At 60.2% G+C, this 20,227-nt stretch carries 18 protein-coding genes; 8 read left to right on the forward strand and 10 right to left on the reverse strand.

Annotated features, from left to right (window positions below):
- Positions 1-4: 4 nt before the first annotated feature.
- From AC13QY_RS13095 to AC13QY_RS13115, 5 genes are all read right to left on the reverse strand, one after another.
- Entirely contained in the window at positions 5-403 is a 399-nt protein-coding gene (locus AC13QY_RS13095; protein ID WP_113330529.1) for an NAD(P) transhydrogenase subunit alpha part 2, read from the reverse strand.
- Between the two features lies 1 nt (position 404).
- Complete coding sequence (locus tag AC13QY_RS13100) at positions 405-1,568, reverse strand: Re/Si-specific NAD(P)(+) transhydrogenase subunit alpha (RefSeq protein ID WP_113354955.1); 1,164 nt, start codon at positions 1,566-1,568, stop codon at positions 405-407.
- A 110-nt stretch (positions 1,569-1,678) separates the two neighbouring features.
- On the reverse strand, positions 1,679-1,903 hold the full coding sequence (locus AC13QY_RS13105) for an aa3-type cytochrome c oxidase subunit IV (RefSeq protein ID WP_041677669.1): 225 nt from the start codon (positions 1,901-1,903) through the stop codon (positions 1,679-1,681).
- A gap of 228 nt (positions 1,904-2,131) precedes the next feature.
- Complete coding sequence (locus AC13QY_RS13110; protein WP_269245013.1) at positions 2,132-4,447, reverse strand: putative bifunctional diguanylate cyclase/phosphodiesterase; 2,316 nt, start codon at positions 4,445-4,447, stop codon at positions 2,132-2,134.
- A 230-nt stretch (positions 4,448-4,677) separates the two neighbouring features.
- Complete coding sequence (locus AC13QY_RS13115; RefSeq protein WP_269245012.1) at positions 4,678-5,784, reverse strand: TRAP transporter substrate-binding protein; 1,107 nt, start codon at positions 5,782-5,784, stop codon at positions 4,678-4,680.
- 291 nt (positions 5,785-6,075) lie between these two features.
- Here AC13QY_RS13115 and AC13QY_RS13120 point away from each other — a divergent pair, with 291 nt between their 5' ends.
- Complete coding sequence (locus tag AC13QY_RS13120) at positions 6,076-6,864, forward strand: gamma-glutamyl-gamma-aminobutyrate hydrolase family protein (protein ID WP_113330583.1); 789 nt, start codon at positions 6,076-6,078, stop codon at positions 6,862-6,864.
- Here the strand turns inward: AC13QY_RS13120 and AC13QY_RS13125 are convergent, their stop codons facing one another.
- The 3 genes from AC13QY_RS13125 to AC13QY_RS13135 form a co-directional block, all read right to left on the reverse strand.
- Positions 6,865-7,833, reverse strand: coding sequence for a 2-hydroxyacid dehydrogenase (locus AC13QY_RS13125; RefSeq protein WP_145631869.1), 969 nt, complete (start codon positions 7,831-7,833; stop codon positions 6,865-6,867).
- Between the two features lie 41 nt (positions 7,834-7,874).
- Positions 7,875-8,894, reverse strand: coding sequence for a LacI family DNA-binding transcriptional regulator (locus tag AC13QY_RS13130; protein ID WP_069613309.1), 1,020 nt, complete (start codon positions 8,892-8,894; stop codon positions 7,875-7,877).
- Between the two features lie 118 nt (positions 8,895-9,012).
- Entirely contained in the window at positions 9,013-9,525 is a 513-nt protein-coding gene (locus AC13QY_RS13135) for a MarR family winged helix-turn-helix transcriptional regulator (RefSeq protein WP_113354942.1), read from the reverse strand.
- 86 nt (positions 9,526-9,611) lie between these two features.
- Between AC13QY_RS13135 and AC13QY_RS13140 the strand changes: the two genes are divergently transcribed.
- From AC13QY_RS13140 to AC13QY_RS13165, 6 genes are all read left to right on the forward strand, one after another.
- Positions 9,612-10,403: a creatininase family protein gene (locus AC13QY_RS13140; protein ID WP_488493560.1), complete on the forward strand. Its 792-nt coding sequence runs from the start codon at positions 9,612-9,614 to the stop codon at positions 10,401-10,403.
- Between the two features lie 140 nt (positions 10,404-10,543).
- Positions 10,544-11,662 carry a CobW family GTP-binding protein gene (locus AC13QY_RS13145; protein WP_488493561.1) on the forward strand — a complete coding sequence of 373 codons (1,119 nt, stop codon included), beginning with the start codon at positions 10,544-10,546 and terminating at the stop codon, positions 11,660-11,662.
- Positions 11,662-12,651 carry a WD40 repeat domain-containing protein gene (locus tag AC13QY_RS13150; RefSeq protein ID WP_488493562.1) on the forward strand — a complete coding sequence of 330 codons (990 nt, stop codon included), beginning with the start codon at positions 11,662-11,664 and terminating at the stop codon, positions 12,649-12,651. The genes AC13QY_RS13145 and AC13QY_RS13150 overlap by 1 nt, the downstream gene beginning before the upstream one ends.
- Before the next feature lie 14 nt (positions 12,652-12,665).
- Positions 12,666-13,481, forward strand: coding sequence for a serine O-acetyltransferase (cysE, locus tag AC13QY_RS13155; RefSeq protein WP_488493563.1), 816 nt, complete (start codon positions 12,666-12,668; stop codon positions 13,479-13,481).
- A gap of 331 nt (positions 13,482-13,812) precedes the next feature.
- The gene (locus tag AC13QY_RS13160) at positions 13,813-15,441 is read left to right on the forward strand and encodes a phospholipase C (RefSeq protein ID WP_113355084.1); all 1,629 of its coding nucleotides are present in this window, start codon (positions 13,813-13,815) and stop codon (positions 15,439-15,441) included.
- A gap of 19 nt (positions 15,442-15,460) precedes the next feature.
- Positions 15,461-16,843 (forward strand): cytochrome-c peroxidase, encoded by a 1,383-nt coding sequence (locus AC13QY_RS13165; RefSeq protein WP_488493564.1) that lies wholly within the window; start codon positions 15,461-15,463, stop codon positions 16,841-16,843.
- 57 nt (positions 16,844-16,900) lie between these two features.
- Here AC13QY_RS13165 and AC13QY_RS13170 read toward each other — a convergent pair whose 3' ends face one another.
- Complete coding sequence (locus AC13QY_RS13170) at positions 16,901-17,491, reverse strand: GNAT family N-acetyltransferase (protein WP_145315998.1); 591 nt, start codon at positions 17,489-17,491, stop codon at positions 16,901-16,903.
- Between the two features lie 113 nt (positions 17,492-17,604).
- Entirely contained in the window at positions 17,605-18,738 is a 1,134-nt protein-coding gene (gene odc2, locus AC13QY_RS13175; protein WP_112421581.1) for an ornithine/lysine decarboxylase, read from the reverse strand.
- A gap of 529 nt (positions 18,739-19,267) precedes the next feature.
- Here odc2 and AC13QY_RS13180 point away from each other — a divergent pair.
- Positions 19,268-20,161, forward strand: coding sequence for a LysR family transcriptional regulator (locus AC13QY_RS13180; RefSeq protein WP_113330541.1), 894 nt, complete (start codon positions 19,268-19,270; stop codon positions 20,159-20,161).
- Positions 20,162-20,227 lie beyond the last annotated feature (66 nt).

The following is a 20,227-nucleotide window of genomic DNA, read 5'->3' on the forward strand; positions in this document are numbered from 1 at the left end:
GCCCTCACTTGTCCTTCTTCTTGTACATCGCCAGCATGCGCTGGGTGACAAGGAAGCCGCCGACGATATTGACCGAGACGAGAACCAGCGCCACGAAGCCGAAGCCCGTGGCAAGGCCGCTCGCCGAAATGCCCACGGCCAGCAGTGCGCCGACGACGATGACCGAGGAAATGGCGTTCGTGACCGCCATCAGCGGCGTATGCAGGGCCGGCGTCACCGACCATACGACATAATAGCCGACGAAGATCGCCAGCACGAAGATGGCCAGTTGAAAGACGAAAGGATCGATCGCTCCACCGGCTGCGGCACTGGCAACCTCGGGCGCCTGTGCTGCGGCGGCCGTAACGGCGGCAACGGCATCATTCAGTTGCTGGAGTGCCTGGTCCATTGCTTGGCTGGCCATCTCAGAGATCTCCCTTCTTGATCGTCGGCTGGTCGGGATCGACGAAATTCGGGTTCACGACCTCGCCGCCGTCGGTCAGCATCGTCGCCTTGATCAGCTCATCGGTGCGGTTGAGGGCAAGGCTCTTGGTATCCTTGTCGACCATCGTCTCCAGGAAGGTAACGAGGTTCTTGGCGTAGAGGGCCGAGGCGCTGGCCGCGATCCGGCCGGCCATATTGGGATATCCGACCACCTTGACGCCCTCGACATCGGCGATCTTGCCGTATTCGGCCCCCTCGATATTGCCGCCGCGTTCGACCGCGAGATCGACGGCCACGGCGCCGGGACGCATCGCCTTCAGCATGTCGCGCCCGACAAGGCGCGGCGCCGGCCGGCCCGGAATGAGCGCCGTGGTGATGACGATATCCTGCTTGGCGATGTGATCGGCGACGAGCGCGGCCTGCTTCGCCTGATACTCCTTCGACATTTCCTTGGCATAGCCGCCGGCAGTCTCTGCCGCTTTGAACTCTTCGTCCTCAACGGCGACGAATTTCGCGCCGAGCGAAGCGACCTGCTCCTTTGCCGCCGGCCGTACGTCCGTCGCCGAAACGAGCGCGCCCAAACGCCGTGCGGTGGCAATCGCCTGCAACCCGGCAACGCCGGCGCCCATGACGAAGACCTTTGCCGCCGGCACCGTGCCCGCTGCCGTCATCATCATCGGCAGCGCCCGGTCATAGACGGCAGCAGCCTCGATCACGGCCTGATACCCTGCGAGATTGGCCTGCGACGACAAGACGTCCATCGACTGCGCGCGGGTGATGCGCGGCATCAGCTCCATGGCGAAGCTTGTCAGCCCTGCGCGCGCCATCTCCGCAAGAGCGGCCTCGTTGCCATAAGGGTCCATGATGGCGATGACGATCGCGCCGCTCTTGTAGCCGGAGATCTCTTTGCTCGTCGGGCGTCTCACCTTGAGGATGACATCCGCCGCCTTCGCATCCTTGATGGAGCCGATCCGGGCGCCGACGGCTTCATATTCGGTATCCGGAATGCGCGATAAAGCCCCCGCACCGGCTTCGATCACCACGTCGAAACCCAGGTTCTTCATCTTCTTCACCGTCTCGACGGAAGCCGCAACACGCGTCTCCTCCGCCACGCTTTCCTTGGCCACGAAAACCAGATTGCTCAACGACGACACCTCGCATCAGACGGCGCCGCTCCCGAATGCGGCGGCGCTGTAGTCTGCAGAATCATGGGAAAGCGCGGGCGATTGGCCCGGCATCGGTCAGCGCTGCAATATCAGCGCAACAGGACGACGCTGGCGATGGTCAGAACAATGAATATCAGGACGCCGCCGAGGAAACCGGCATGGCCAAAGAAACCGGCCGCCATGGCAATCAACAATGCGGCGACGATCGCAGATCCGACCTTGGCGCCCGAGATGAAAAGATTGTAGGTCTTCTCATGCTCCTTGTAGTCCATGGGAGCGCCCACTTCGGCGGGTCCAGTATGATGTTCGGCCATTCAGAATTCTCCCCTCAATCCTCTCCGCCGACAGACGATATAACTGCCAGCTGGAGCTCGTCCTCAAAAGTTGAAACACCCCGCAACGGGATGCCGCAACCAATTTCCTCCACCGAGGGGTTACACAAAGCGAGGAAAAATGCAATGCACGAGAAGGTCGCAGGCGGGCGTTGGCTGACGGAATCGCCAGGGATTTCGAAGACGCCCGCATCGAAACGATGACGCCGGCTAGGTCGTGACATCGGACGGCAGGATTCTGCCGGCGCCCGGCTGCCGCCGGTTGAGACTGGCCACTCTCTCGATGACCTGCTCCTGCGGCACCGGCGGCGAAAATACATAGCCTTGGATGATATCCGCCAGGTTCCGCTCGACCACCAATGCCAGCTGCTCCAGCGTCTCGACGCCTTCGATCACGATATGAAGGCTGAGCGCGCGGGAAAGATCGACGATACCGCATAGCAGCTTGAAACGGCGGCTATCCGTCGTGATGTCACGAACGAAAGACCTGTCGATCTTCACGACATCCACAGGCAGGGTATCGAGATAGCTGAGGCTCGAAAATCCCGTTCCGAAATCGTCGATCGCAATCGTGATGCCTTTGGCGCGCAGATCGGCGAGGATGGAGCGAACGGTCGCCACCTCATCCATCAGGCAGCTTTCAGTAATCTCGAGATGCAGGCGGGATGGCTCCAATCCTGACGCATCAAGCGCCGCCATGACGATTTTGACAATCTCGCCATTGCGCAGATCCTGCGCCGAGAGATTGACGGAAACCGCGAGCGGCGCAGGCCATGAAGCACAATCGTTGCAGGCTTGGTTGACCATGAAGCGAGTGATGCCGGCGACGATGCCCATTTCCTCGGCAACCTGTACGAAAAGATCGGGCGGGACTGAGCCCTTTTCCGGATGAATCCAGCGTGCAAGCGCCTCGCAGCATTCGATGCGGGAGCCATCGGGCGTGAACATCGGCTGATAGACGGCCTGAAGCCTGCCGGTTTCCACCGCCTCGCGCAAATCATCCTTCAGCTTCTGCCGCTCGACATAGCGTGTGTCCATCTCCTCCTCGAAGGCGCTGCAGCCGCCCTTCAGCCGCGATTTGGCATCGAAAAGCGCGAGATCGACCTTGATCTGCCACTCCTCCGGGCGAAACTCCCGGCTGGACACGGTCATGTATCCGCCGCTGACGGAAATCCGGAAACTGCTGTCTGCCACGCTGTAGGTGCCGGCCATTGCCGCATGCAGGGTGCGGATGCGGGCATCGATATCAGGAGCATCGTCTTCATTCGGAAAGAACAGCACGAATTGATCGCCGACAAGACGAGCGGCAATCGCTGCGGCGCCGACAAGCTGCTTCAGGCGCTCGGCTATGGCGACCAGTAGGCGGTCCCCGGCAACGTGCCCCTTGGTATCGTTGACGTGCTTGAAGTCATCGATATCGAGAACCAGAATGCCGATGCGGCTTTCCCGCTTGCGCGCAGCCAGCCTCTCCTTGACCAGATCCATGAAATATTCGCGATTCGGCAGCCCCGTCAAAGGGTCGTAGCGCACCATATGCAGGATCTTGCGCTCTGCCCGAACGCGCACCGTCACATCTTCGAAAATCAGGATCACGATTCCGTCGGCGCGACGGCTGGCCGAAAATTCCAGGAACTGATCCTCGTTGAATTGAATGAGCGTTCGCGACAGCGTGCCGCTGACGAGCTGTGCCAGCTGCCGCTGGATAAGTCCGGGCAGCGATCCGTCGATGAAGGCATGGCGCGCGCCGTAGCGCAGAACGACATCGAATTCGCAGTCCTTGAGCCGCTGCGGATCGGCAAAATTAAGGAGCTCGCATGCCTTGCGATTGACGACCAGAATGCGGTTCTGGGCATCAAGCATGAACAGCCCGTGCGTCATGCTGTTCAGCGCGGTGTCGAACCTGTCGGCCATCAGCGATATCTCGCGCGAAGCGATGATGTTCCGGTAGAGAAATTCGCGCATGCCATTCGCCATTGCGCGTGTCGTCAGCCCAAACGGAATGAGCATGAGGGAGGCGATTGCCTTGTAAGGCTGCTGCAGCAGCAGGCAGGCAACGATGATCGGCACGCAGCAGCACAGAATCTGAAGATCGACCGCGCGAGGCGAACCATAGTTGCGGCCGACGATCGACACCATCGACGCCATCGTGACGGCGACGCAGATGAATTCCGCCAGCGGATTCTGCAGGATGAGGATGGCATAGCCGCTGCCGATGCCGAGGATGGCCGCCGTCGCCGCCGCGCCGATCACATAGCGCGTTTCCCAGCCGGCAATATCGACGCGCGTAAGATCATTCTTATCCGCGGCGTCGAACAGCCGGAACAAATGGATGCGTAAGCCAAAGACAACCGCAATCGCCACGCAAAAGGCCAGATAGATGCCGGCATGCGTGCTCAGGAAAACGAGGACATATGTCAGGATATGAACGAACACGCCCGTAAAGAGCGTTTTGCGATTTCCGAAAAGCGAACTGACGAACGACAGATAAACATCCGTCGGCACGGTGTCCGGGCTTGGAGGCTTCATTCAGACTTCCCCTGATGCGGCGGACACCCTAGTGGAAACCCTTTAAAATTTACTTGCCCGAACAGAGCCCATTCGGACAGATTTTCCAGTCAAAGCGGCAGCTTAAGTCGAAGCTGGATCATGATCAGCACTGCACTGGCACAATGATTCCCGGCTCCTCCCAGGGCGGATATAATATTTAAATCACTAATAAAGAAAACAATATATCTCAAAAGACTTATGAAATACGATTACAGCTTGCCCGCCCGCTGCTGGATCATCATGAAGGTATCAAAAGTATACTCGGAAAGCTGCATCCAAAGATAGGCATCCTTCTTGTAGGCGACTTGATCCTCATAGATGCGCTTGAAATAATCATTTGATTTGGAAAGATCGGCATAAAGCGCGCCGGCTGCCTGGAAGCAGGCCTCCATGATCTCCTGGCTGAAAGGTCTGAGCGTCACCCCCTGCTGCACGATATCCTTCAGCGCCTGGGGATTTTTGACGTCGTATTTCGCCAGCATGTTGGTGTTGGCGAAGGCGCAGGCGTCGCCAAGGATTGCCTGATAGTTCTTCGGCAAGGCATTCCATTTTTCCAGGTTGAAGAAGGCATGCACCACGGCGCCACCTTCCCACCAGCCCGGATAATAATAATACTTCGCGATCTTCTGCAGCCCGAGTTTCAGGTCGTCATAGGGGCCGACCCATTCGGCCGCATCGACCGTACCCTTGCTCAGCGCATCATAGACACCGTTGACCGCAATATCCTGTTGCGGGACGACACCGATCTTCTCGATCACCTTGCCGGCCAGGCCGGCGATGCGCATCTTCAGCCCCTTGAGATCGTCGAGCGTATTGATTTCCTTGCGAAACCAGCCGCCCATCTGCGCGCCGGTATTGCCTGCGGGAAGCCCCAAGATACCCTGCGTCGCGTAGAACTCGTTCATCAGCTTGTTGCCGTCGCCCTGGTAGAACCAGGCATTGGTCAGCCGGGCGTTGAGGCCGAACGGCAGCGCCGTGCCGATGGCATAGGTCGGATCCTTTTGCCAGAAATAATAGGAGCAGGTGTGCGCGGCATCGACGGCGCCGGCGCTGACCGCATCGGCCGCCTGCGCACCAGAAACGATCTCACCGGCCTCATAGGTCTGGATGACGAAATTGCCGTTGGTCGCGTCGGAGACATGCGCGGCAATATCCTCCGCGCCGCCATAAATCGTGTCCAGGCTCCTGGGGAAGGAGGAGGTCATCCTCCAGGTGATCTTCGGATATTCCTGCGCAAGAGCCGGGCTCGCAAGCGCGGAAGCGGCAGCACCTGCGCCAACAGCTCCTGCCCGCCTGATGAAGGAACGGCGATCCATCGAATTCTCCCATACGGACGGCATTGCTGGGGAACGGCGTGTCCCCCGTCACGGCGCAAGCGATGGAACTAACCATGCCGCACCCGGTCTTTCAAGTTTGCTCTTGCACCGCATTATGGCGATTCCTGTACATCGGCGTAACGAGCCTGAACAAAGCCTTGCGAAAACCTCTGCGCGTTGCCGGCCGGGCCGTATTCGCGTAAGTTCGTAAGGCGTAAATCCGCCCTCGGATCGACATCATGATCGTCCAGAGGTCCAATGAACAAATGTCTGCTGCCTTCGGAGCCTTGCATGCCCAGACCGATCATCGCCATTCCCGCCGATATCCGCGAGTTCGATGGCACCAGCTGGCATGCGGTGCAGCTGCAATATGTCCGCGCAGCGGTCAAAGCGGCTGGGTTGATGGCGCTGATTGTTCCCGCGCTTGAGGATGGCAACGATGTGGACGCCATTCTCGACCGGGTGGACGGGCTGCTCGTTTCCGGCTCCGCGACCAATGTGCATCCATCGCTCTATGGAAAGGAAGCGCTTGAAAGCGACGGTCCTTTCGATCCGGCGCGCGACGCGACTTCGCTGCCGCTCATCCGCCGCGCCATCGATCGCGCCATTCCGATGCTCGCCATCTGCCGCGGCATTCAGGAACTGAACGTCGCGCTTGGCGGCACGCTGGCCAGCGAAATCCAGGACCAGCCGGGCATCTGGGACCATCGCAAGCCGCCGAATGTCGATCGCGATACGATGTATTCCATCCGCCAGAGCGTCTTCGTCAAGGAAGGCTCCTGCATCGCCCGCGTCGTCGGGCCGGGTGAAGTGCGTGTCAATTCGCTGCATCGCCAGGCGATCGCCGATACCGCGCCGAGACTGCAGGTGGAAGCGCTGGCCGAGGATGGTACGATCGAGGCCGTTTCCGTCATCGGCGCCAAGGCCTTTGCCGTCGGCGTACAATGGCATCCGGAATATTGGGCCGAAACGGATTCGCCGTCGCTGAAGCTCTTCACCGCCTTCGGCGATGCCGTGCGCGATTATGCGGCTGGCAAGGAGCGGCCAGCGGTCGCTCCGTATCCGCAAAAAGCCATATGATCAGCCGCGCGGCTTAACCGGGGTTTCCGGCACCGGCGTCATAGGCTCACCCTTGGCGAACCATTCGATGATATTGTCGACGACGAGATCGGCCATGGCATCGCGCGTCGGCGCCGAGGCCGAGGCCACATGCGGCAGCAGGGAAACATTCGGCAGCGAGAGATATCCGGCCGGGACATTCGGTTCGTCGTAGAAGACATCCAGGCCGGCAGCGCCCAGCGTACCGTTGCCGAGGGCTGTTATCAGCGCATCATCATCGACGGACCAGCCGCGGCCGACATTGATGAACACGCCCTGCGGCCCGAGCGCCGACAGGATCTCGGCATTGATGACCTTGTGCGTCTCGGGCGTCTTCGGCACGATGGAAATCAGCGTATCCACCGACTGCGCCATCTCCTTCAGCGTCGGATAGTAGTCATAGGGCAGCGAATCACGCGGCGTGCGGGTGTGATAGCCGATCTTTACCTTGAACGGCTCCAGCCTTCTTGCGATCTCTAGGCCGATGCGACCGAGACCGTTGATGCCGATGCGGCGTCCCTTCATCGAAAAGGGCGAGAGCGGAAAAGCCCCTTCCTTGACCCAGCGCCCCTCGCGCAGCCAGGTCTCCGCCTTCGGAAATTGCCGCAGCGTGTTCAACAGCAGGGCGATCGCGGTGTCGGCGACCTCATCATTCAGGACATCAGGCGTGTTGGTGACGACGATGCCCTTGGAGGCTGCGTGCTTGACGTCGACGCCATCATAGCCGACGCCGAAATTGGCAATGATTTCGACATTCGGAAAGGCATTGATCCAGCTCGCATTGAAGCTGCCTGCAACGGCAACGCCGCGGATGCGGGCTGCGGTTTCCGCATCGACCTTCGGACCGCCATCGCGTTCGACGGAAACGATATCGAACTGCTTCCCGAGCCTTTCAAGGACACGCGGGTGTATCTTCCCCGGAACGAGGACGGCGATGCGATTATCGGACATGGATCTTTCCTCTTGAGAGACAGTTCGGCGCCGAACCGCTGCTAGCGAGCTTTATAAGGCGCCGTCGATTGGCGGATGCGCATTTCCGGCTTGATCAGATGAATACCGTCCGGCTCATGGCTTCCCGCCAGCCTATCCAAAAGCGCGCGCGCTGCAAGCCTTCCGACCTCGGCCTGACCGTTCCAGACGGTGGTCAGCGCCGGCGTTGCGATCGCCGCCTCCTCCAGATCGTCATAGCCGGTGACGGAAATGTCCCGCCCCGGGACGAGGCCGGCGCGCGAAATGCCGTTCATGAGACCGATGGCAACCAGATCGTTCCAGCAGACGGCCGCCGTCGGCTTCTGCGGCAACGACAGGAAGTGCACCGCCGCCTCAAAGCCGCCCTGCTTGGAGCGTGCGCCGGGAATGCGCAGATTGGGATCGACCTCGATGCCCGCCTTGCGCAGCGCATTCACATAGCCCTGGTAACGGTCGCGCCCCGTCGAGGTCTGATCGGTGCCCCCGATCATGGCAATGGAGCGGTGGCCAAGGCTGATCAGATGGTTGGTTGCAAGCGAGATGCCGTAACTGTCGTCGCCACGAAAGGTCGGCAGATCCAGCGCTTCGATCTGTCGTGCCACCAGAATGGCCGGCATGCCGTTTTCTTCCGCCAGCTCGAAATCCTCCGGCGGCGTTCCTATCGCCGGCGACATGATGACACCGTCACCGCCGAGCTGCAGCAGCGTCTCGATGAAGGTCCGCTGCTTTTCGACCGAATCATAGTGATTGGAAAGGATGAAGGTGTGACGGCTGCGATCGAGCTCGCTTTCGATTGCCTTCAGGATTTCTCCATAGAAAGGGTTCATGATGTCATGAACAACGACACCGATGATGCCCGATCGCGATGTCCTGAGACTCGCCGCACGGCGATTGTAGATATAGCCCAACGCGCGGGCCTGATCCTTGATCTTCTCGCGCGTGTTGACCGCAACCAATGGGCTGTCGCGTAAGGCCAGAGATACCGTTGCCGTTGAAATACCCAGCGTTTCCGCAATCGTAGAAAGCTTTATCTTTTGCGCCACGCGCGCCCTCCCCGTGAAACGCAACCGTAACATATCCCGTTCGTTTTACGATTCCGGAATTTAAAATCTTTAATTAAAAGCTTTAATCACGCCGCGCAACACGAATTCTTGAGGATTCTCAGAATTCGTCATCATCCTCGTCGCCATCGGCCGCCTGGAGATTATGCTCGATCGTTTTGAGCAGGCGCACGAGTGAACGAATATCTTTTTCCGAGAAGCCACGGGTAGCAAGCTCATCGCAGCTGGCAGCCGAACTTTCGATTTCGCTGACGCTGTTTCGCCCTGCTTCGGTCAGATAGACCTTGGTCAGACGGGCATCGTCCGCATCTGGCCGCCGTTCGACGAAGCCTTGCGCCTCCATGCGGCCGATCGTGCGCGTCATCGTCGGCGCCTTGACACCGAGCTTTTGCGCCAGCGTACCGGCCGGAAGACCATCGCTTGCCGCAAGCGCAAGAATGACACCGTCCTGCCCGGCGTAGAGGCCGCTCGCCGTCAGGCTGCGCGTCATCACCGTGCGCATGGACCGCGCCGCCTGCGTCAATGCCGGCGACAGATCGGCAAGCGTGTAGTCTCGGTGATCCTTCTTCTTACCTGACTTACTTTTCTTCCCGACCTTGTTCTTTTTGCCCATCGTGATTCCGTTGACCTTTTCGCCGCGAAGTCATCACGCTATGACATTGCGCAGGTTACTGACATAAACAAGAGGCACACCCTCAGATGGTGCATCCTTTGCCATGTTTCGATGACAATGATGAAACATTGACACCCGAAGAGCGAACAAAATGGATCGCGGTGCTGCCACTTGGCGCCTATGAGCAACACGGCCCGCATTTGCCATTCGAAACCGACGCACTCATCGCCGACGGAATCGTCTCACGCCTCAAGGTTGCCTTGCCGGCAAATCTACCCGTCACCTTCCTGCCCGTCGAGCCGGTTGGCTATTCCATCGAACATATGGATGTCGCCGGCACAAAGACATTGACCTTCGACGAAGCTGTTCGGCGCTGGCTCGGCATTGCTGAGCAGATGAACAATCTCGGCATCCGCAAATTCGTCATGCTGAATGCTCATGGCGGCAACTCGCCGCTGATGACCATCGTCGCAACGGAAGCGCGCGTGCGCTTCGACATGCTGGCGGTCGCCACCAGCTGGACGCGTTTCGGCATGCCGGATGGGCTGATCACGCCCAACGACAAAGCCATCGATATTCACGGCGGCGATATCGAGACATCGGTGATGCTTGCCCTCCATCCGGAGAAGGTTGACATGTCGAAGGCGGCAAACTTCCCGTCACGGCAATCAGAGTTCATCAAGGGCTTCAAGCATCTGCGCGCCTATGGACCTCACGCCTTCGGCTGGAAAATGGCCGATCTGAGCAGCCAGGGTGTGGCCGGCAACGCGGCCGTGGCCACGGCGGAAAAAGGGGAGCGATTGATTGCGCATGCCGTCAAAGGTCTCGTCGAACTGCTTGAGGATATCAATAAATTCGATGCGACGACCCTGACTTAAGCGCAGGGTCAATCCGCCTGCCCGCAACCCAATGTGATCTTATAACATATAAAAGCCTTTGAACTGGCGTCGCCAACTCCTTATATGGAACCCGACCAATGTCTGCTCCCCGGGGCAACCTTCCATATTTCGAGGCTCCCATGACCGAAACAGCCACGCAAAAGCCCGTTCCCGTCACCGTTCTCACCGGCTATCTCGGTGCCGGCAAGACGACGCTGCTCAACCGCATCCTTTCGGAAAACCACGGCAAGAAATACGCCGTCATCGTCAACGAATTCGGCGAGATCGGCATCGACAATGATCTCATCGTCGAGTCGGACGAAGAAATCTACGAAATGAACAATGGCTGCGTCTGCTGCACCGTTCGCGGCGACCTCATCCGCGTCGTCGAAGGCCTGATGCGCCGTCCTGGCCGCTTTGACGGCATCATCGTCGAAACGACGGGCCTTGCTGATCCGGTTCCGGTCGCCCAGACCTTCTTCATGGATGACGATGTCCGCGCCAAGACCGAACTCGACGCCGTCGTCGCACTCGTCGATGCCAAGCACCTGCCGCTGCGCCTGAAGGACAGCCGCGAAGCGGAAGATCAGATCGCTTTTGCTGACGTCGTCGTCATCAACAAGTCCGACCTCGTCTCTCCGGAAGAGCTTGCTCAGATCGAGGACATCGTCCGCGCCATCAATCCGGCTGCCCGCGTTTACAAGACGACCCGTTCCGGGGTGGAGCTCGCCCGCGTGCTGAACCAGGGCGCCTTTAATCTGGAGCGCGCGCTGGAAAACGACCCGCACTTCCTCGAGCATGGCCACGAGGATCACGTCTGCGGCCCGGATTGCGATCATCACCATCACGACCATGATCACGATCACCACCATCATCATGATCATGACCACGATCATGATCATGATCATCACCACCACGATCACGACCATCATCACCACGGCCTGTCGCCGATCCACGACGTCACCGTGCAGTCGGTTTCGCTGCGTGGCGGCGAGATGAACCCGGAGCGCTTCTTCCCCTGGATCCAGAAGGTCACGCAGACGCAAGGCCCGAATATCCTGCGCCTCAAGGGGATCATCGCTTTCAAGGACGATCCGGAGCGCTACGTCGTTCAGGGCGTGCACATGATCATCGAAGGCGATCATCAGCGCCCCTGGAAGGACGGCGAGAAGCATGAAAGCCGCCTCGTCTTCATCGGCCGCGAGCTCGACCGCGAAAAGCTGGAAGCCAGCTTCAAGGCGTGCGAGGCGTCTGCCTGATGCCGACTGTTGCTCCGCTTGATATCGACGGCCACGTTCTGGCCGTCGAATTTTTAGGTGACACCCCCTTCTTCGCCAGCGCCGCCGGCGCGATCCACCGCCTCGAAGGCGGCGAGAAGGTTACCGAAGCCCATCAGGGGACGCTGACCTGCATCCGCGATCCCTATAGCGAAAGCCTGATTTCCGGCGGCGAGGACGGCAAGGTTCAGAGGATCGCAGCCGACGGCAGCACGACGGTGCTCGCAGAAGCGCCGCGCAAATGGATCAGCCAGCTTGCAGCCGGCCCGCAGGGCTCCGTCGCCTATTCCTATGGCAAGAGCACTTTCGTACGGCTCTCCGATGGGACGACGAAAGAGTTTCCGGAAGAACGCACCGTCGAAGGCATAGCCTTTGCACCCAAGGGCCTGCGCATCGCGGTTGCCCGCTATAATGGCGTATCCCTGCACTGGGTCGGCATGAGCGCGCAGCCGATCAACCTGGAATGGAAGGGTGCCCATACGAGCGTCACCTTCTCGCCGGACGGCCAGTTCATCGTCACCACAATGCAGGAAAACGCCCTGCACGGCTGGAAGCTGGATACGAAGCCCGGCGCCGAAGCCCGCCACATGCGCATGACCGGCTATCCCGCCAAGGTGAAGTCGCTCTCCTGGTCCAACAAGGGCAAATGGCTTGCCTCGTCCGGCGCACCGGCCGCAATCGTCTGGCCCTTCCAGGGCAAGGACGGGCCGATGGGCAAGGCCCCGCTCGAGCTCGGCACACGCGCGAATATCATGGCAACCTCCGTGAAATTCCATCCCGCCGAGGATATCCTCGCCATCGGCTTCATCGATGGTATGATCCTTGCGGTTCGCATCGGCGACGCCAAGGAAGCGCTCTTGCGCCGGCCTGGCAAGGGTGCGATCACATCGATGAGCTGGAGCAAGTCCGGCAAGCTTCTCGCCTTCGCTTCCGAAGCCGGTGATTGCGGCGTCATCGACATTTCGGCCTAGAGGAAGACAGGATCATGCCCCAGTCAGGAACGGCAATCGCCGGAAATGCACCTGCCCCGGCCGAAAACGTCTGGGATGTGATCCGTTGCGAAGCCGCCGAACTGGCGGCGCGCGAGCCGACGCTTGCGCCCCTGCTGCAGGCGCAATTGCTTGCCGGAAACTCCGAGGCCGAAAGCCTTGCAAACGTATTGGCCGCCCGGCTCTGCGTTGTCAGGATCGAGCACGGTGACATGTTTTCGCTGCTGTCCGACGTACTGATGCGATATCCTGCCATCCTGCAGGCGACCGAAGCGGATCTTGTCGCAGTGCGAACCCGCGACCCCGCCTGCACCACCTACCTGCATGCGCTTCTCAATCTGAAGGGGTTCCATGCCCTGCAGACGCACCGCATCGCCCATGCGCTCTGGACGGAAGGCCGCAGGGAAATTGCAAGCTGGCTCTCCAATCTCGTCTCGCTCGTCTTCGGCCCGGATATCCATCCGGCCGCGAAGATCGGCACCTCGATCATGCTCGACCACGGCTCCGGCATCGTCATCGGCGAAACCGCCGTGATAGAGGATGAGGTCTCCATCCTGCAGAACGTCACGCTCGGCGGCACCGGCAAGGAGAGCGGCGATCGTCATCCGAAGATCCGCCACGGCGTGATGATCGGCGCCGGCGCCAAGATCCTCGGCAATATCGAGGTGGGCGCCTTCAGCAAGGTTGCCGCTGGCAGCGTCGTGGTCAAAACCGTACCGCCGCATTGCACGGTCGCAGGCGTACCCGCCGCGGTCGTGCGCATCCATCGCGCCGACGAGATCCCGGCCGAGACGATGGATCAGAATATCTGATTTCGCCTGGGACTGTGGCCACCTCGTGGTTCGAGGCATCGTCGTTTTCGCTGCGCTTAACGCCGCTGCACCTCACCATGAGGTGGAGCAAGTTCCGTGACGAGGCACGCAGATCAGCCCTCATGCTGAGGAGGCCCGAAGGGCCGTCTCGAAGCACGAGGGCGGGTGAGGAAGCGCCCCGCCACCAGTCCGTGACATAAGGTAGCACCGGAAACGCTCCCCTTACCCTTCATGGAACTGTCATGCTCCATTGATAGCTCGAAAGGGTTCTCTATGCCCGGCGTGGCGCAAATGCGCCGGAGCAATGCCCCCACTCGAAGAGGATATGACGATGACCAGTTTTTCACGTCGCGCCGCCCTTAAAGCCGGCAGCGCGCTTACCCTTGTTTTGCTCTGTTCCGCCGCCGGTGCCGCCGATATGGCGCCGGCACCGAATACCGCGACCCCCATCAAGCATCTTGTCGTTATCTTCCAGGAAAATGTCTCCTTCGACCATTATTTCGCGACCTACCCCAAGGCAGCGAACGTCGATGGCGAACCGGCATTCAAGGCCGCCGACAACACGCCGACCGATATCAATACGCTCGCCAATGCCGGTCTTCTGGACAACAATCCGAACAAAACCAACACGGCAAACGGCGCCGATGCGGCAGCCCCCTTCCGGCTCGACCGCACGCAGGCCGCAACCCAGTCGCAGAACCATGGCTATACCGCCGAACAGGCCGCCTACAACAACTTCGCCATGGACCTCTTCCCCGCCAATACCGGCAAGGGCACCAAGGGTGCTGCCGGCGCCTTCGGCACCAAGGGTCAGGTCATGGGCTATTACGACGGTAACACCGTCACGGCCCTTTGGAATTATGCCCAGCACTATGCGCTGAACGACAATTCCTTCTCCACCAATTTCGGCCCTTCGACCCCCGGCGCGCTGAACCTGATCTCCGGCCAGACCAATGGCGCCATCCTGCCGCCCGGCTATACGCTGGAAAGCGACGGCACCTATTCCAAGGGCCGCATCGTGCCCGACGGCAATGGCGGCTGGACCGCGATCAGCGATTTCGATCCGACGGGCGACGTCTGTTCGGTCGGCCAGACGGCGCTGATGTACGGCAAGAACATCGGCGACATGTTGAACGAGCACAAGATCACCTGGGGCTTCTTCGAGGGCGGCTTCGACCTCTCGCAGACCAACCCGGACGGCACGACCGGCTGCAAGCGCGCGACTACATCGGCCATCACCAAGGTCAATTACACCGATTATATTCCGCATCACCAGCCGTTCCAGTATTACGCCTCAACGGCCAACCCGACACATGCGCGTCCGTCTTCGGTGGCAACGATCGGCACGACCGATGCGGCAAATCACCAGTACGACATGACGGATTTCTACGCGGCCCTGAAGAACGGCAATATGCCCGCCGTCAGCTTCCTGAAGGCACCGGCCTATCAAGATGGCCACGCCGGCTATTCCGATCCGCTCGACGAGCAGGAATTCGTCACACAGGTGGTCAACACCGTGCAGAATTCGCCGGACTGGAAGGACACCGCCATCATTATCCTCTACGACGATTCCGACGGCTGGTATGATCATGCCCATGCGGTCGTCAATCCGTCGAAAATCCCCGTCAAAGGCTATGACGTTCTGAGCGGCGACGGCTGTTCCACCGGCACTGCCCTGCCCGGCGTCAACGGCCAGCCGGCGCAGGGACGGTGCGGCTACGGCACGCGCCAGCCGCTGCTCGTCATCTCGCCTTATGCCAAGGTCAACTTCGTCGATCACACGCTGACGGACCAGACCTCCGTCATGCGCTTCATCGAAGATAACTGGATGGGCGGCGCCCGCCTCGGCGGCGGCTCCTTCGATGTGCTCTCGGGCTCGCTGAACACCATGTTCGACTGGTCCAAAGGTGACGCGCCGAAGCTGATCCTCGATCCAAAGACCGGCAACCAGGCATCGTAAGACTAAAAGGGAGACGGAAATGCCCTCGATCAAAAGCCGTCTCCTGCCGATCCTCGCACTCGCGGGCCTTTCGCTCGCGGGTGCGGCTGTCGGCATGGCAAGCGAGCCGGCCATAAACGCCACGGCGACTGACGGCTATGACGATCAGGCACCGCTGAGCGCGGTGGCCCAGCTCGGCAAGAAGCTCTTCTTCGATCCGTCGCTCTCAGGCAGCGGCCAGATGTCCTGCGCCACCTGCCATAACCCGGCCAACCACTATGCGCCCGCCAATGACCGTGCCGTCCAGCTCGGTGGCCCGCATCTCGATCAGCCGGGTATCCGCGCAGTGCCGAGCCTCGCCTACAAAATGTCGACGCCATCCTTCTCGATCGGAGAAGAGAGCGCTGCCGACGAAGCGGCGGAAGCATCGCCGATGACCGAAGCGTCGGGCGTGGCTCTGGCCAATGCTCCGGCCGCCGTCGCCGGCCCGATGACCGCCCAGGCCGTCGTCAAGGCCGATGCGGCAGCCGCAGCAAACCTCGTGCCGCAGGGCGGCATGTTCTGGGATGGGCGTGTCGATTCGCTGGAGGAACAGGCCCTGCAGCCAATGATCTCACCCTTCGAGATGGCGAATGCCGATGCGGCCACCGTCTATGCCAAGCTGAAAGAGAGTTACGGCAAGGAGATTTCGGCGCTCTTCGGCGACAATATCCTCAGCGATCAGGACATGACGATCTCCGAGATCGGCTTCGCGCTCGCCCGCTATCAGATCGAGGAAAACTCCTTTCATCCCTATACCAGCAAGTACGACTACTATCTGCGCGGCAAGGCAGTGCTGACGGATGCAGAAGCGCGGGGTCTGAAGCTCTTCGACGATGCGAACAAGGGCAATTGCGCCTCCTGCCATCTCGATAAGATGACCGGCGACGGGCAGATGCCCAACTTCACGGATTTCGAGTTCGAGGCACTCGGCGCACCGCGCAATCCGGCCATTCCGGCCAATGCCGATGCGCATTACTACGACACCGGCATTTGTGGCCCGCTGCGCAACGACACCTATTCCGCCCAGCCGCAGAATTGTGGGCTGTTCAAGACGCCGACGCTGCGCAATGTCGCGGCCCGCCATGTCTTCTTCCACAACGGCGTCTACCACACGCTGGAGGATGTCACCCGCTTCTATGTCAAGCGCGACACCAATCCGGAGGAGATCTATTCGAAGGACGCAAGCGGCAAGGTGCTGAAATATGATGATTTGCCAGCGCAGTATCGGGCGAATATCGATGTCATCGACGCCCCGATGAACCGCAAGCCCGGCGATGCCCCAGCGCTCAACGACACCGAGATCGCCGATGTCGTCGCCTTCCTGAAAACGCTGACGGATGGATACGATCCGGCGAAGGACAGCGTGAAGGCTGCGAAATAATAAGGCCTCCGACCGGGCGGCGGAGACCTTATAATACGTCGAGACTGTTCGAGTCCTTTATGCAGCCTTTGCTATCGGCGGCTGGGCCAGTTTGCGGCCGCTGGCGACGATCATGCCGGCGGCGCTGTCGAGCCACCCTTCCTTGAGCTCGAGGGCCAGGAAGCGCTCGCGCTGGAACGGCCCCGGCATGACGAGATGGCGCGTCTTTGCGGCAAAGAAGCCGAAACGCTCGTAGTAAGGCGCATCGCCGACGAGCAGGATCGCGCCATGGCCGCGCTTCTTGGCTTCCAGGATGGCGGCGCGCATCAGCGCCGAGCCGATGCCCTTGCCTTCATAGGCGGGATCGATTGCCAGCGGGCCGAGCAGCAGCGCATCGACCGGGCGCGTCTCGCGATCGACGCCGGCTTCGACGTTCCAGAGGCGGACCGTGCCGATGACATGGCCGGCGCGATCGCGCGCGACGAGTGCCAGACCTTCGGCCGGTACACGGCCCTGGCGCAGCCTTTCCGACGACTTCTTGCGGCGGTCGGGACCCATGGCGCGATCCAGCAGGTTTTCGCGCGCAACGACATCGCCTGCGTTTTCCAGGTCGAGAGTGAATGTGGACGGCGCAAAGAATGCGCGGACAGAATCAAGAACAGCGGCCATCTCGGCCTCCCGTGCCCAATACCGTTATCAGCGGTGGTGACGAACTATTGTGAGGGTGCCGCCCCGGCTGGCTACGGGGGCAGCTTTGTCGAACTTCAGATCCCTGCCGGACCTCAGATAATGTAAGCCTTCAGCGGGTCGAAGCCGTTGAACGCCACAGCCGAGTAGGTCGTGGTGTAGGCGCCGGTGCCTTCGATCAGAACCTCGTCACCGATGGTGAGCGACACCGGCAGCGGATAGAGGTTCTTCTCATAGAGCACGTCGGCCGAATCGCAGGTCGGGCCGGCAATGACGCATGGTTCCATCTCGTCGCCGTCGCGCGTCGTGCGGATCGGATAGCGGATCGCCTCGTCCATGGTTTCGGCGAGACCGCCGAACTTGCCGATGTCGAGGAAGACCCAGCGAGCGGCGTCATTGTCCGACTTCTTCGAAATCAGAACAACTTCAGCCTTGATCACGCCGGCATTGCCGACCATGCCGCGGCCCGGCTCGATGATCGTGTGCGGAATCTGATTGCCGAAATGGGCGCGCAGAGACGCAAAGATCGCCTTGCCATAGGCTTCGGCCGAGGGAACGTCGCGCAGATACTTGGTCGGGAACCCGCCGCCCATGTTGACCATCTGCAGGTGGATGCCCTGCTTGGCGAGCGAAACGAAAACCCGCTTGGCATCGGCAAGAGCATCGTCCCAAGCATCGACCTTGGTCATCTGCGAGCCGACGTGGAAAGACACGCCATAGGATTCCAGGCCCAGCTGATGTGCGTAGACAAGAACGTCGACGGCCATCTGCGGGACGCAGCCGAACTTGCGCGACAGCGGCCATTCCGCGCCTTCGCCATCCGTCAGGACACGGCAGAACACGCGGGCGCCGGGTGCGGCACGCGAGATCTTCTCGACTTCCTCATGGCTGTCAACGGCGAAGAGGTTGATACCGAGTGCATGCGCACGGGCGATATCGCGCTCCTTTTTGATGGTGTTGCCGTAGGAGATACGCTGAGCGGTCGCGCCTGCATCGAGCGCCATTTCGATTTCGGCGACGGACGCGCAATCGAAGTTGGAGCCGAGGCTTGCGAGCAGGCGCAGCACTTCCGGAGCCGGATTGGCCTTGACGGCATAATAGATGGCGCTGTCCGGCATGGCATGACGGAAGGCGTGAAAATTGTCGCGGACGACATCGAGATCGACCACCAGGCAAGGACCGTCCGGACGTCGGGCAGCGAGGAAATCGCGAATACGTTGCGTGGTCATGTCAATTCCCTTTCAAATTCCAAAGGCTCCGGGGAAAACCCAGAGGACAAAGGGCGACGCTCACTCGCTCAGGAACCAGCCGGTGGAGACCCCGGTACCGTGCAAATGCGCGAAGCGCGGATGATGAACCAGTGCCGCAAGCGGCGCTAATTCGCTTTGTCTGCCATGGATTGGAGGGAATATCCCAACCGCACTTCCGGCAATGAAGGTGTGCCTCTTCAGTAACCCCGGCTGATGGAAAGCCGGGAGAGAACAAAAAGGCCCGCACCGTCGTTGCTTCAGATGTCCTCGCATTTTCCGGTTGGCCGGAATAGCGACTGGAGGGGTTAATTCCAGGTACCTTACCGATTTTCTCACCACATCGAGGATCGGCGGACACCCACGGGCACGTGCGACTTTGGGCTGACCTCGAAATAGGAATATTCGCCGACATAATCAAGAAAATTTTTCTCCCATGCCCGAAAAAAATAATTGAACAAATCGAAGCATTTTGTTCAACATCCGGAAACAGTTAGCGGGAGGCTTCACCATGGACACTTTGACCCGGATTCGCGCCTTTATCGACGTGGTTGAAGCCGAAGGATTTTCCGCAGCCGCCCGCAAGACCGGCCGCTCCAAGGCGCTCTTGTCGAAATATGTCCGCGAATTGGAAGACGAGCTCGGCGCGCTGCTGTTGAACCGCACCACGCGTCAATTCTCCATGACGGAGGCCGGCCATACCTATTATCGTACCGCCTCCGACATCCTGAAGGAGATCGACAATCTCGCCGACCTCGTGCGTGAGAACAACCAGCAACTTAAAGGTCGGCTGCGTGTTTCCGTGCCGCGCACCTTTGTCGACGCCGATGTCGGGCAGTCGCTGATCGACTTCGCCAAGGAGAATCCCGATCTTGCGCTGGAAATCGCTGCCGACGACCGCTTCGTGGACCTGATCGAGGAAGGCTTCGATGTCGCCGTGCGCATCACCAAACTCGAAGACTCCGGCATGATTGCCCGCAAGATTTCCGATTTCCGCGTCCATCTCTGCGCGACGCAAGCGTTTCTCGATCGTTATCCGACGCTGGAACATCCGACTGACCTTGCGCGCATTCCCTTCATCATCGACACCAACACCCGCTCGCAAGGCACTATTCGGTTCGTCGATGCCGACAGCACGACCTTCAACGTCGCCATCAACGGCACGCTCGAGGTCAATAGCCCGCATGCAACGCTGCGTGCGGCGCTCGCCGATCTCGGCGTTGCCATCGTCCCGGATTTCATCGGCCGTAAGGCGATCGAAAGCGGACAGTTGCTGACGCTGTTCAATGACTACCTGCCGACGGACCGCGGCATCTATGCCGTCTACCCGCACCGCCGCTACCTCCCGGCCAAGGTGCGCATCTTTGTGGACTACCTGCACAACTGGTTCCGCAAGAACGGCTGAACGGGCAAGGTTGGCCGCCCGGTCCCAATTCCGTCTCATTTCCTGACCAGAAAACGAAGTGAATCA

It is taken from the genome of Martinezella sp. CNPSo 3795 (genome assembly GCF_057784475.1).